Origin of the sequence: Okeania sp. SIO2F5 (assembly GCF_010692685.1) — a bacterium.
In the GTDB taxonomy this organism is placed as follows: domain Bacteria; phylum Cyanobacteriota; class Cyanobacteriia; order Cyanobacteriales; family Microcoleaceae; genus Okeania; species Okeania hirsuta.
Window position 1 is genome coordinate 1 of the sequence record NZ_JAAHGU010000058.1, and the last position, 13,900, is coordinate 13,900.

The 13,900-nt window shown below is 36.3% G+C and carries 13 protein-coding genes; 12 read left to right on the forward strand and 1 reads right to left on the reverse strand.

Features of this window, described 5'->3' with window-relative positions:
* The first annotated feature begins 1,070 nt into the window (after positions 1–1,070).
* Positions 1,071–1,598 (forward strand): bidirectional hydrogenase complex protein HoxE, encoded by a 528-nt coding sequence (hoxE, locus tag F6K27_RS18240; RefSeq protein ID WP_287277758.1) that lies wholly within the window; start codon positions 1,071–1,073, stop codon positions 1,596–1,598.
* 141 nt (positions 1,599–1,739) lie between these two features.
* Here hoxE and F6K27_RS18245 read toward each other — a convergent pair whose 3' ends face one another.
* Positions 1,740–1,907, reverse strand: coding sequence for a hypothetical protein (locus F6K27_RS18245; protein WP_287277760.1), 168 nt, complete (start codon positions 1,905–1,907; stop codon positions 1,740–1,742).
* A gap of 317 nt (positions 1,908–2,224) precedes the next feature.
* Here F6K27_RS18245 and F6K27_RS18250 point away from each other — a divergent pair, with 317 nt between their 5' ends.
* The 11 genes from F6K27_RS18250 to F6K27_RS18300 all read left to right on the forward strand — a co-directional run bounded on the left by F6K27_RS18250 (position 2,225) and on the right by F6K27_RS18300 (position 13,482).
* The gene (locus F6K27_RS18250; protein ID WP_287277762.1) at positions 2,225–3,844 is read left to right on the forward strand and encodes a NuoF family protein; all 1,620 of its coding nucleotides are present in this window, start codon (positions 2,225–2,227) and stop codon (positions 3,842–3,844) included.
* 466 nt (positions 3,845–4,310) lie between these two features.
* Entirely contained in the window at positions 4,311–5,027 is a 717-nt protein-coding gene (gene hoxU / locus F6K27_RS18255) for a bidirectional hydrogenase complex protein HoxU (protein ID WP_287277763.1), read from the forward strand.
* A gap of 429 nt (positions 5,028–5,456) precedes the next feature.
* Complete coding sequence (locus F6K27_RS18260) at positions 5,457–6,008, forward strand: oxidoreductase (RefSeq protein WP_287277765.1); 552 nt, start codon at positions 5,457–5,459, stop codon at positions 6,006–6,008.
* A 352-nt stretch (positions 6,009–6,360) separates the two neighbouring features.
* A complete protein-coding gene (locus tag F6K27_RS18265; protein WP_287277767.1) occupies positions 6,361–6,900 on the forward strand; it encodes a thermonuclease family protein in 540 nt (179 codons plus the stop codon).
* Between the two features lie 464 nt (positions 6,901–7,364).
* Positions 7,365–8,792: a Ni/Fe hydrogenase subunit alpha gene (locus F6K27_RS18270; protein ID WP_287277768.1), complete on the forward strand. Its 1,428-nt coding sequence runs from the start codon at positions 7,365–7,367 to the stop codon at positions 8,790–8,792.
* Positions 8,773–8,967 (forward strand): hypothetical protein, encoded by a 195-nt coding sequence (locus F6K27_RS18275; protein WP_124145693.1) that lies wholly within the window; start codon positions 8,773–8,775, stop codon positions 8,965–8,967. The genes F6K27_RS18270 and F6K27_RS18275 overlap by 20 nt, the downstream gene beginning before the upstream one ends.
* A 446-nt stretch (positions 8,968–9,413) precedes the next feature.
* Positions 9,414–9,554: a hypothetical protein gene (locus F6K27_RS18280; protein ID WP_287277770.1), complete on the forward strand. Its 141-nt coding sequence runs from the start codon at positions 9,414–9,416 to the stop codon at positions 9,552–9,554.
* 245 nt (positions 9,555–9,799) lie between these two features.
* Positions 9,800–10,066, forward strand: coding sequence for a (2Fe-2S) ferredoxin domain-containing protein (locus F6K27_RS18285; RefSeq protein WP_124145692.1), 267 nt, complete (start codon positions 9,800–9,802; stop codon positions 10,064–10,066).
* A gap of 6 nt (positions 10,067–10,072) precedes the next feature.
* The gene (locus F6K27_RS18290; RefSeq protein WP_338043207.1) at positions 10,073–10,600 is read left to right on the forward strand and encodes a PAS domain S-box protein; all 528 of its coding nucleotides are present in this window, start codon (positions 10,073–10,075) and stop codon (positions 10,598–10,600) included.
* A 637-nt stretch (positions 10,601–11,237) separates the two neighbouring features.
* The gene (locus tag F6K27_RS18295) at positions 11,238–12,401 is read left to right on the forward strand and encodes a SpoIIE family protein phosphatase (protein ID WP_287277771.1); all 1,164 of its coding nucleotides are present in this window, start codon (positions 11,238–11,240) and stop codon (positions 12,399–12,401) included.
* Between the two features lie 499 nt (positions 12,402–12,900).
* Positions 12,901–13,482: a DJ-1/PfpI family protein gene (locus F6K27_RS18300; RefSeq protein WP_287277773.1), complete on the forward strand. Its 582-nt coding sequence runs from the start codon at positions 12,901–12,903 to the stop codon at positions 13,480–13,482.
* Positions 13,483–13,900 lie beyond the last annotated feature (418 nt).

Below are 13,900 nucleotides of genomic sequence, written 5' to 3' on the forward strand. Positions count from 1 at the left end.
ACTGCTCCATGGCCTCTGGAGTCAGCCAAAAAGTGAGACTCCCTCGCTGCTTTAAGGAGGCATCATACTCAGACCAGTTTTTGAGTCGATACAAGGACTTGGAGTTGGATTTAGACTTACTCTTACTCATATCTGCTGAGTGTAGTTTCGTGTACCATCTTGACTTCTTTATTTTTACCCTAAACATCATCTTTTGTGCAACAAAGCCGAAAAAAAGTGCAAAAAATGCTTTATGTATGTAATATCAAATCCGTTTAATTGGACATAAAAAAAATCTTCAATCGTCATAACTACCCTCATCTTTGTAATTCTTTCTCCTCCTGACTCCTGTCTCCTGACTCCTGAGGACTCCTAACTTAACCATTCTATGGCTGTTTAACCGGATTTGATATAATGTGTAATTTCCACTTTTATGTCTATTTAATTTATAAGTATTCAATCAGAGTTGAAAAAACCATCTTCTGACTTCAATGGCAAATCTCTCCCTGCTCTCTACTGACTGCTTTTCTCCCTAGCTAAATGTAGCAAAATTTTGAGATTTGGTATTATGGCAGGGAATAGGGAATATCAAATCCGTTTAATTGCACATAGCTCCAATTTAGACAGATAGGGAATAGTGAAATTTATAGCAATACTAAAAACGTTGAAGGGTTTAGCATCCTCTACAGAGAACAGACTACTGAATTGAAGTGAGGTTGTTCAACCAGATTTCATATAACAGGCAATAATGGGAAAAGTATTTCCCTATCTAACGTTCATCATCAGTCTATTTGCTCACCAAATCGTTCCTTTCTATATGATTTAAAAATTTAGTTGATTTTAGTGATTTTGTTGAATAATTATTAAAGATTTAAGCTCAGTCTTAAAGCAAAATTAAACAACAAACAAGTTGTTTATTAAACAAGATGAAAAAAATGTAATAAAATGTGAATCAAGTGGTTCAAAAAAATAGTAATATGTAACAATATAAATAAATTAAAACTTGAATAAGCAGGCAGTAAATATTAAGTAAATATCGACTACTATCAAAAGCAAATACCAAGAGCAGTAAGTTGAGGAGTATTATAGAAATGGAAACTGCCACGAAAGATACTAAAAGCAAAGATTCTCAACAACAAAAAAAGGGTAATCCTAGTGGCGATAAACGCTTTAAACAGTTAGATATTACAATGAAGCGGAATCAATATCGTCAAGATTCTTTAATTGAAGTATTGCATAAAGCACAATCAGTATTTGGTTATTTAGAATCTGATGTTTTGATGTATATAGCACGAGGTTTAAAGTTACCATTGAGTAGAGTTTATGGAGTAGCAACTTTTTATCATATTTTTTCACTTAAGCCTAATGGTGCTCATACTTGTGTGGTATGTATGGGTACTGCTTGTTATGTAAAAGGTGGTGGAGAGGTAATTAAAACATTAGAAAAAGAACTAGAAATAAAACTAGGAGAAACAACAGCAGACGATCAAATTTCTCTGATGGCAGCTCGTTGTTTAGGTGCTTGCGGGATTGCGCCAGCAGTGGTTTTTGATGGTAGCGTCGCAGGTAAACAAACTCCAGAATTAGTTATGGAAAAAATTAAAGGTTGGCAGGAGTAAATTTAGCCAAAAATCAACAGTCAAAATTCCATGGGTAAACATAGATATTTAGGTAAAGTTTTACCTGATTAAAAGTTGATATTTTTTGATTGTGGAAATATTTAAAGCTAGAAAAAGAATCCAGTTGTGAAGTTAGAATATTTAGGTAAGATGGAAACTAAGAAAAACTGGTAGTCCTGCATAGTAATGGTATACAAGAAACAAGGGATGCTTGGCACGGGAGCAAGATGCTCCCACTGCCGTACCTCGTAACAAAAATAATGCAACGCACGACCATGACAATGCACCACCACCGAAAAACAATCTCACTTAATTACTTAATGATCTATTTTTTTTTACTGACTTAATAAATCAAAATCAAACTCAAGAAAAGAAAAAAAAGCTATAGCACTACGCAAATAGGGCGCGGACATTTATAAATGCTCAAAGTTAGTCAGGGATGACTTCTGATTTCTAACTTTTAACTTCTGACTTCTGACTTGCGCTGTTAGTCAGGGATGACTTCTGATTTCTAACTTTTAACTTTTAACTTCTGACTTCTGATGTCTAACTTTTGACTTGCGCGTAGCGCTATAACTGCCGATCGCTCAGTGCTAATAACTAGAAATAAGAAAGGAGAACAAAATATGGACTATCAAGACTTGCTCGACATTGCCGAAACAGAAAAAAATAGACAAAAAAGCATTCGCGTTCACTGCTGCACATCTACAGGTTGTCAAGCGGCTAATTCTGTAGATGTGATGAAAAACATGAAAAATGCAGTTAAAACAGCAGGGTTGGAAGAACGTGTCGAAGTAGTAGGAGTAGGTTGTATGGGATTTTGCGGACGCGGTCCCCTGGTACAAATAGACCCCGACGACACCCTCTACGAAGAAGTAGAACCCGAAAACGCTGCCAGTATTATCGACGCACTCAATGGCGGTACTACCGAAGTCATTAAAGGCGACTCCCAACACCCATTCTTTTCTCATCAACTCCGCATCGTCAGAGAACACACAGGCAAAATTAATCCCGAACGCATCGAAGAATATGTCGCCGTCGGTGGATATCAATCTCTTTACCACGCATTACATGAAATGACTCCCAGTGAAGTCGTGGACGAAATTACTCGCAGTGGTTTGCGCGGTCGGGGTGGTGGCGGTTATCCCACTGGCTTAAAATGGGCAACCGTTGCCAAAATGCCAGAAGGTCAGAAATATATTATCTGCAACGGTGACGAAGGAGATCCAGGTGCATTTATGGACCGGAGCGTATTAGAAAGCGACCCCCATTTAGTATTAGAAGGAATGGCGATCGCTGGTTATGCTGTGGGAGCAAATCACGGTTTCATTTACGTTCGTGCTGAATATCCTCTCGCCATCCAACGATTACAAAAAGCTATTCAACAAGCCAAAAAATATGGACTCTTGGGTAGTCAAATATTCGACTGTCCTTTTGACTTCAAAATTGACATCCGTATCGGTGCTGGTGCATTTGTTTGTGGAGAAGAAACCGCTCTAATTAAATCAGTGGAAGGTAAACGTGGCAACCCTGTACCCCGTCCGCCATATCCTGCTCAGTCTGGACTTTGGGGATATCCAACTCTAATTAATAACGTGGAAACTTTTGCCAATATTGCCCCTATTCTGAAAAAAGGCGCAGAGTGGTACGCTAGTATTGGTACTGAAAATAGTAAAGGCACAAAAATATTCGCTCTCACAGGTAAAGTTAGAAATAACGGTTTAATTGAAGTACCGATGGGAATTACTCTGCGGGAAATTGTTGAGGAAATGGGAGGTGGTGTTCCTGGTGGGGAAGTGAAAGCGGTACAAACAGGGGGACCTTCGGGTGGCTGTATTCCTGTTTCCATGATTGACACTCCTGTAGACTATGACTCTCTGAGCAAAGTTGGTTCCATGATGGGTTCGGGTGGTATGGTGATTATGGATAAGGAAACTAGCATGGTTGAGGTGGCGCAGTTTTACATGGAATTTTGTCGTGGTGAAACTTGTGGAAAATGTATTCCTTGTCGCACTGGTACGGTGCAGTTATATGCTTTGCTGACTAAGATTTTGAATAAACAGGCGACTGCTATAGATCTAGAAAGGTTGGAGGAGTTGTCTTATGTGGTGAAAGATACTAGCTTGTGTGGTTTGGGGATGACTGCACCTAATCCGGTTTTGAGTACGTTGCGCTATTTTAAGCAAGAATATCTAGATTTATTGCAGGAGTCGGAGTTTTCTAGCAATGGTAAGGTATTAACTTAGGAGTCAGGAGTCAGAACTCAGGAGTCAGGAGAGAAGAAGGAGGTGCGCTATTAACTTGAAATGATATTAGGAGTCAGGAGTCAGGAGAAAGGAAGTTTTTGTGCTATTAACTTGAAATGATATTAGGAGTCACGAGAATGTAGGAGATGGCGATCGCCTTGCTAGAGAAGTCAACTAACAGGGAATTTGGATGAAAGAGTAACTCAAATACTAACTCCCTAAATATTTAAGTGGTTTATAACAGTTGAAAAGCTCTGCGATTTTACTTTTAGAAGAGGTGTAATATCAAATCAGCTTAGTTCGTTCTAAAAAAATGTTCTCTTCACGAGCGCCATTGCCAAATCTTTCTTAATCTCCCTATATCCTCATCTTCTCATCCTGGGAGGGGTTAGGGGTGGGTCTCCACAGTATGAATCTAGTTACACCAATGCTACCGGATTTGATATAATTTTAGGAGAAAATAAATATGTCAGTAAAAACGTTAACTATTGATGGCAATCAAATTGCAGTGGAGGAGGGAACTGCTATTCTTGAAGCAGCTAAGGAAGCAGGGGTTCGTATTCCTACTCTCTGTCATTTGGAAGGAGTTACGGATATTGGTGCTTGTCGGTTGTGTCTGGTAGAAGTTTCTGGGACGAGAAAATTATTGCCTGCTTGCGTGACTGAGGTTGCCGAGGGAATGGAAATTCAGACTCAAACTCAGAAGTTGCAAGAATATCGACGGATGTTGGTGGAATTGTTATTTTCTGAGGGCAATCATGTTTGTGCGGTTTGTGTTGCGAATGGGAATTGCGAATTGCAAAATATGGCAGTAGAGGTGGGGATGGATCATACTCGGTTTCCCTATCGTTTCCCAGACCGGGGAATGGATCTATCTCACAAGCAGTTTGGTATAGACCATAATCGTTGTATTTTGTGTACTCGTTGCGTGCGGGTTTGTGATGAAATAGAAGGAGCGCACGTTTGGGATGTGGGAAGTCGTGGTGCTGCTTGTTATATTGTTTCTGGTTTGAATCAACCTTGGGGAGAGGTGGATGCTTGTACTGCTTGCGGTAAGTGTGTGGATGCTTGTCCCACTGGTGCAATTTTCCGTAAGGGGGCAACGGTAGCTGAAATGGAGCGCGATCGCTCTAAGTTAGAATTTTTGGTTAATGCTAGGGAAAATAAACAATGGACAAGGTAAATGAAGTCTGAAGTCTGAAGTCTGAAGTCTGAAGTTAATTTGTTTGATTTCTATTTTGGCTAATCTATTTATTGTGGATAGTAAAAGGTGTTTTAGAGCAACTATTGAAATTATAGTTAGAGACTGAATTTATAAAATTCCCTGTTCCCTATTCTCTATTCCCTATTCCCTACTCCTTATTCCCTAATTAAAGGTATTAATTATGTCGAAAAAAATAAATAAAGTCTGCCACAGTTTAGTAGGGTGCGTTGCAACGCACAATTAATTACAGATAACAGATAATTGCCTAGCGCTGTAAAAGTAGCGATAACCTAATAAAAAGTCAAGCACGCAAGCAAATACTATTCCTTTGAAACAGAAAATTTGAGTGCTTTTATATTCCCTGTTCCCTGTTCCCTATTCCCTGTTCCCTAATTGAAGGTATTAATTATGTCAAATAAAATAAAATTTGCCACAGTTTGGTTAGCTGGATGTTCTGGTTGTCATATGTCGTTTCTCGACTTAGATGAATGGTTGTTTGAACTTGCGAATCATGTTGAGGTTGTTTATAGTCCGGTGGGAAGTGATATTAAAGAATATCCAGAAAATGTTGATGTTTGTTTGGTGGAAGGAGGTATTGCTAATCAGGATAATTTAGAAATAATTTTTGAGGTGAGGAAAAAGACTAAAACGTTAATTTCTTTTGGTGATTGTGCTGTTACTGCTAATGTGCCAGCTATGCGAAATATGTTGGGTGGTACGAAACCTGTTTTAGAAAGAAGTTATTTAGAGTTAGCAGATGAAAATAAGCAATTACCAAATTCGCCGGGAATTGTACCAGAATTACTTGATAAAGTTCGACCAGTGCATGAAGTTGTTCCAGTGGATATTTTTATGCCTGGATGTCCGCCTTCTGCTGATCGAATTAAGGCGACTTTAGAACCTTTATTAAAGGGTGAAATGCCAAAAATGGCAGGTAGAGAAATGATTAAGTTTGGGTAAAAGAAGAAGAAGTCAGGAGACAGGAGTCAGGAGACAGAATTAAGCTAGGGTAGGTTGGGTTAAGCGGTAGCGCAACCCAACAGATATATATTGAAGAAGGAGTTAGGAGACAGGAGTCAGGAGACAGAATTAAGCTAGGGTAGGTTGGGTTAAGCGGTAGCGCAACCCAACAGATATATATTGAAGAAGGAGTCAGGAGACAGGAGTCAGGAGACAGAATTAAGCTAGGGTAGGTTGGGTTAAGCGGTAGCGCAACCCAACAGATATATATTTTTGTTAGGTTTATCTTCCGGATAAGCTCGGCGAACATTCCTCAACTGAACCCACAGTATTAGTTAGTCAAAAAAAACTGATGAAAAAACACAAAATAAGTCTGATTTTAACTGTTATATCCTGTGGAATTTTAATACTTTTATCTTTATTAAATACTCCCGAGTCTTTAGCTACTCAACAAGCAAGAATTTCTCAGATTATTGATGGAGATACTGTAGACATTAGTCTGTCACAATGTCGAGTTCCTTGGAAAGGAAATTCACAACTTTGTAGAATTCGTTTAGCCTGTATTAATACTCCAGAAAGAGGAGAAAAACCTTTTTTTGATGATGCTAAAAACCGAATTGCAGAGTTGCTACCTATCGGAACAAAAGTTACTATTAGAGATACAGGTGATACTAGCTACAATCGTATGGTGGCAGAAATATTTAAAGATAATACTTCCATTAATTTACAACTGGTTAGTGAAGGAAAAGCTTCCCTTTTCTGTAAACATCTAAATGATACTTGCCCTAGTTTAAAAACTGCTTACTTGAATGCTCAAAATTCTGCCAAACAAGCAGGTTTAGGTATCTGGAATTCTCGACAACCTTGGCAAAAAGCCCGCATTTGTAATTAGAAGAAAACTGATAAACAAAGTAGAGGTAGTTTTGAGAAATAAATTTTATAATATTCTCAAAACCTAGTGCCGCTACGCAGAAGTTAAAAGTCGTAGGGGCGTTAACGATAGTTATGCGAAGCAAATGCCATTCGCCCTCAAAAGTATTGATTGGTAAAGCTATTAGAATTTTGTAACTGGTTAGTTATTTCTGCCATCCTACACTAGAGTTTAATTTAAGTAAGTTAGGTTTTGTTTCCTCAAGCAAAACTACTAAAATTACTTTCCTTTTACCTTCTAATAATGACAATTTTTAACGCCAACCTACACATCTTTTTTGTTGGGTTGCGCTCTCGCTTAACCCAACCTACTAAAATTACTTACCTGTTTTCTTTTCATCACATTAGTTACTTACTCAGAAAAATAGCTTTGAAAAATTTCTCAAAATCTAGAGATTATTTATTTAGTAAAGGAGAAAATAAACTATGTCTAAAACAATAGTCATCGACCCAGTAACTAGAATCGAAGGTCATGCCAAAATATCAGTAATATTAGATGATGCGGGAGAAGTATCCGACTGTAGATTTCATGTCGTAGAATATCGTGGCTTTGAAAAATTTTGTGAAGGGCGACCCTTTACAGAAATGGCAGGAATAACAGCTAGAATTTGTGGAATTTGCCCAGTAAGTCATTTATTAGCTTCTGCTAAAACAGGGGATAAAATTCTCGCAGTGCAAGTTCCTCCCGCAGGAGAAAAATTGCGCCGAATGATGAATTTAGGGCAGTTAACTCAATCCCATGCTTTAAGTTTTTTCCATCTTAGTAGTCCTGATTTTCTATTAGGTTGGGATAGCGACCCAGCTAAACGAAATATCTTTGGTTTAATGGAGGAAAATCCAGATTTAGCTAGGGCAGGAATTCGACTTCGGCAGTTCGGTCAAACAGTCATAGAATTATTAGGAGCTAAAAAAATTCATGCTGCTTGGGCGGTACCTGGTGGTGTACGTTCTCCCTTATCTGAAGAAGGGCGAAAATGGATAAAAAATCGTCTCTCAGAATCTTTTGAAACTACTAATATTGCTATTAGTTTGTTTAAGGGTTTATTAGACGAGCAACTGAAAACTGAAGCCGAAGTTTTTGGTAAGTTTCCATCATTATTTATGGGATTAGTTGGTGCAAATGGTGACTGGGAACATTACGGCGGAAAGCTCAGGTTTACTGATAGTGAAGGTAATATTGTTGCTGATAATTTAAGCGAAGATAATTATCAGGAGTTTTTAGGGGAAGCGGTGGAAAGTTGGTCTTATTTGAAGTTCCCTTATTACAAACCAATGGGTTATCCTGATGGAATTTATCGTGTCGGACCTCTTGCTCGTTTAAATGTTTGTTCTCAGATAGGTACAGAAAAAGCAGACCGAGAATTAAAAGAAATGCAAGAGCGGGTAGGTGGTGTTCCTACTTCTTCTTTCTTTTATCATTATGCTCGTTTGATAGAAATTATTGCTTGTTTAGAAAGAATTGAACAATTGATAGATGACCCAGATATTGTTTCTCCTCGCACTCGCGCTACTGCTGGTATTAACTGTCTGGAAGGAGTGGGAGTTAGTGAAGCGCCAAGAGGTACTTTATTCCATCATTACAAAGTAGATGAAAATGGAATTATTCAGAAAGTAAATATGATTATTGCCACTGGTCAAAATAATCTGGCAATGAATCAAACTGTTACTCAAATAGCCAAACATTATATTCACAATAATCAAATTCCAGAAGGAATGTTAAACAGGGTTGAAGCAGGTATTCGAGCTTACGATCCTTGTCTCAGTTGTTCGACTCATGCAGCAGGTAAAATGCCATTACATATTCAATTAATTGCGGCAAATGGCAATATTTTAGATGAAGTTTATCGGAATTAAAAGAAGGAAGAAGGAAGAAGGAAGAAGGAAGAGGGAAGAAAATTATCGATATAAAATTAACATCCTAGAAGTATCAATAGGGGTAAAAATTTCCAACTCCCCATCGCCAAAAATATCTTCCTGTAAAACAAGGAATAAATCAGAAGGAAGAAGGAAGAAGAAAGAAAATTATTAATATCAAATTAACTTCCAAGAAGTATTAGTAGGGGTGAAAATTTCCAACTCCCTATGGCAAAAAATATCTTTCTTTTTGTTTTTTCTTGATGGCAAAGATTGACTTTTGACTTCACCTATACTCACCTGATTCTTAGATGTAGCTTATGGCAATTAAAAGAAGGAATAAGCAAGAAGGAAAAAAATTATCAATATAAAATTAGCATCCAAGAAGTATCAGTAGAGGTAAAAATTTCCAACTTCCTATCGCCAAAAATACAACATATTCCTCCCATAAATAAGAAGTATAGAGATTAACAATTAAATATTTGTAGTGTGGGCATCTTGCCCGCGATGGATGTATCTCACCCTTAGTGGAATCTGTTGTATCTTTCTTTTTGTTTTTTCTTGATGGCAAAGATTGACTTTTGACTTCACCTATATTCACCTGATTCTTAGATGCAATTTATGGCAATTAAAAGAAGGAAGAAGGAAGAAAATTATCAATATAAAATTAGCATCCTAGAAGTATCAGTAGAGGTGAAAATTTTCAAATACCGATGGCAAAAAATATCTTCCTCTTTATTTTTGATTGAGAAGAAAGATTGACTTCTGACTTTAGCTATACTCACCTTATTCGCTGTTAAATTTTTGTCTTTATTCTCTTGACTCTTTCTTACTAACTATTTTTATATAAAGGGTGAAAAAAGAATGCTATACTTAGGTGAAACTTCAATTATTAAGTAATTAACACAGGCAAAATAACCTTTTTGATAATTATTAACCAGTTGGTGTTAATTATTATTATGTTTAGTTCTCCCCTACTCCCCCACTACCCTACTCAAGAATGAACTATGAAAAAAGAAAATTTATATCTTTGTATGGGTTCTGCTTGTCATCAACTAGGAGTTTATGAAGTATTGCCCAAACTTCAAAGTATGATTAGCGAATATCACCTAGAAGACAAAATAGAATTAAAAGGTTCATTTTGTTTAGAATCTTGTAGTGATGGAATTGTAATGAAATACAAAAACCAAGTATTCATCAAAATTAACCCCGAAAATATCGAACAAAAATTCCAAGCAGAAATCTTACCCACTATCAATAAACCAAAGGAGTAAATTATTTTGACTAACGAAAAAAATCTCTGGCAAATCCTCTGGGAATATGACCCCAATGGCTTAATTGTTGTTGACACCCAGATGAATATTACTCTAGTTAATCCAGCATTTTGTAAAATGTTTAATGTCAACCAAACAGAGATTATTGGTCAACCAGCATCTATAGTTTTAGAAGATTTAGCAGACTTTCAAAAAGTCTGGGAAAAAGATGAAGTAATTCGAGGAAAAGAAAAAAAATATAAACCTGAAAATCAAGCAAATTCTGAAGCAGATATTGTATATGTCAAAGAAGTAATTTTTCCCATTCGCGACCAAAATTTAATTGCTTGTATTATGGTTGATATTACCTATGAATGGCAACGAAAACAAGAAATGATTAATCTGAGAAACGAAACAGTTAGTAAAGTAAATGAAGTAGTCGATCATCAGATGAAAGTAGTGCAAGAAATTGCTGGTTTATTAGGAGAAACAACTGCTGAAACAAAAGTCAGTTTATTAAAAATTATCAAAATGGTAAATCAAGAGACTCTCTAATCAGGCAACAGGCAACAGGCAACAGGCAACAGTGTTATTATCCACATAAGTCCTAACCAACTCATTCTTTGCTATAACATCTCCAGTTTAATATTAATTATGTCTGTGAAAATGGGTAATAAATAATTGATAATAAGCTGATAGCTGACCGAAAAATTTGGGTAGTTACGCCTCCTCTTTTAACAAGATAAAAAAAGAAGATTCCGTATTTCAACTCTCCTTATTGTACAGGTACTGGTAACTGATTGATATATATAGCAATCCTAAATCATTTGTGATAATTTTATCAAAATAATTGGGTCGCGCAACCCTGCCTTTAAGGCGAAATATTTTTGGAGAGTTGCTCAAATACCCGTTACAAAAATAACTTCTGACTTCTGACTTCGTTAATGCTTAGGTGTTTCTTCCATATCTGTTCCCTGTTCCCTTTTCCCTGTTACCGAATAATTAATAATTAATAATTAAATAATTCTGGTTTAAAGCCTCCTCTTTTAAGGGAAAAAAAAAGAAAATATTCCTGATATTCAATTCCGTAACGGTTTTAACCAGAGGTAATTATCAATTATCCATTATCCATTAATGAACTATTCCCTGCTCCCTATTCCCTATTCCCACAACTCAAATAAGATTGATATAAATGGAAAATTTTTTAGATATTTACAATTTTAGCCTCAATAAAAAAGGCGAAGAATTATGTGGCGACCAAGTTAAATTCCGCAAAGCCGAAAATAAAACTATTATCGTTTTGTCTGATGGTTTAGGCAGTGGCGTAAAAGCTAACATTCTAGCCACTTTAACCACAGAAATTTTGATTAATATGCTAAATACTGATGACGTTTCTTTAGAAGATGTAATTGAAACAGTCATCGGTACTTTACCTATTTGTCAAGTTAGAAAAATTGCCTATGCTACCTTTACCGTAATTCAAATTAACTCCAAAAATAATAACTTTCTAGTAATTAACTTTGATAACCCTCCCGTTTTATATTTTAAAAAAGGTAAATTATTTCAGTTAGAAAACAAAACAGAAAAAATATTAGATAAAAAAATTACTTTATCTGAAGGTAAGCTAGAAAAAGGCGATTTCTTAGGAGCTATTAGTGATGGAGTTTTGTACGCAGGTTTAGGAGTTAGCTTAAATTTTGGTTGGGGTTGGGATAATATTGCTAAACATATCGAAGCTTTATTTATCAATCATACTCATACTGCTAGAAATATTGTTCAAAATGTAATTAAAAAAACTCATAATCTCTATGGAGGCAAAATTGGAGATGATGCCTCTTTCGTTGGAATTTATGTGCGAAAGAAAAATCCAGTAATGATATTTACAGGTCCGCCCCTAGATGAAAATAGAGATTTTGAATATGTAGAAAAATTATTAAATTTTCGCGGTCGGAGAGTTGTTTGTGGCGGAACAACTGGAAATATTGTGGCAAATTTTCTGGGAGAAACTATTGAAATGGATATTACGACGATGACTAAAGAAATGCCACCCATAGGTAAATTAAGTGGAATAGATTTAGTGACCGAAGGAATTTTAACTATTTCCAAATGTACAGAGATTTTGAAAAAGTCTAATTGCGATATTGGCAGGTTGCCTTCAGGAAAAAATGGTGCGGTGATGTTGGCAGAAGAAATATTAGAAGCAGATTCAATTTTATTTTTAGTAGGGCAAAAAATTAATGAATTTTATCAAAATCCTTTATTACCAAAAAATATTTCGATTCGTCGTAATTTAATAGAAGACTTAGTTCAATATTTGCGGGAAAAACAGAAAGAAGTAACTATAGAATATTGTTGAAACTAAGAAGTAATATCAAGTCTGGTAGCATCAGTCTTTTCAGGTAAAGGCAAGGAATAAGGAAGAGGGAGGAAGGCTTAAAAGTTGGAAAAAAAACTTACATTTCCTCTAGATATTCACGCTTAGGTTTACACAAACAATAAGTGTTTAAACATGAATTACCTAATCTTATTCTCTGTAATTTTTACAGCATCAGCTTTTTAGCTTGAGAGTATGTGTAATTAATTTTGTATGACTACTTACCAGCGGACATGATATAATATCAATTATCAGTTATAGTTTAAACTTTTACTTGTAATTTTTTGAAGCTTCTTAGCTTTTCTAATCTTAATGCGTATAAAAATTATTTAGATTTTATATTCTCTGTTGCCTGTTGCCTTTGACAAAAATTATATATATGGCTTAAATGTTGAACACCTTATTTCACAATTTAACAATTAAGATTCATAATTGAAAAAGCTGTAATTAGTAAAATCAATAATCAAGAGGAGTTAGAAATATGGCAGCAAAAAAAATTCTGATGCTGGTAGGCGACTATGTAGAAGACTATGAAGTAATGGTACCTTTTCAAGCATTACAAATGGTCGGTCATACTGTACACGCTGTTTGCCCTGACAAAACTTCCGGTCAAAGTATCAAAACTGCTATTCACGACTTTGAAGGCGACCAGACCTATAGCGAAAAACCAGGTCACAACTTTACTTTAAATGCTACCTTCGATGACATAGACCCTAGTGAGTATGATGCTCTAGTCATTCCTGGTGGTCGCGCTCCAGAATATATTCGTCTCAATGACAAAGTTTTGAAAATATGTCACCACTTTGCCGAGAATCACAAAGCGATCGCCTCTATTTGTCATGGTTTACAAGTGCTAGCTGCTGCTGGTGTTTTAGAAGGGAAGCGTTGTACTGCTTATCCAGCTTGTAGTCCTGATGTTTTGAGGGCAGGTGGTAAATATGTAGAAGTGGCTGTAGACCAAGTAGTAGTTGATGGTAACTTAGTTACAGCTCCTGCCTGGCCTGCTCATCCCCAATGGTTAGCAGCATTTTTGCAAGTTTTGGGAACTAAGATCGAACATTAGAAAATAGTAACTATCTTATATCAAATCCGGTTAAACAGTTATAGATTGGTAGTCTTTAGGAGTCAGTCCTCAGTCCTCAGTCCTCAGCTAGAGTAGCTGTCGGTAGGGCGACGTACAGGAGGAGAGAGAATCACTTTGATGAGCGTAGTTATGAGGATTGGATATTTTTTTTATGTCCAATTCCCCCGGATTTGAGATCAAACCACAGAAGAGTTTAAAACATGAAACGTCCTAGTTCTGTTTAATATCCAGTCTCATTAATTAGCCATAATAAATAGCCATAATAAAAATGTTCTTCTCTTGAGAGAGAATATTTTTTCGGTGCGGAATGCTGCGCAAACAAAATTTCCATTGTTTTCTACTCCCTAGAGATGTTGCATGCAACCTCCCTGCCCCTAAATTTTTTATTGTGGTTATT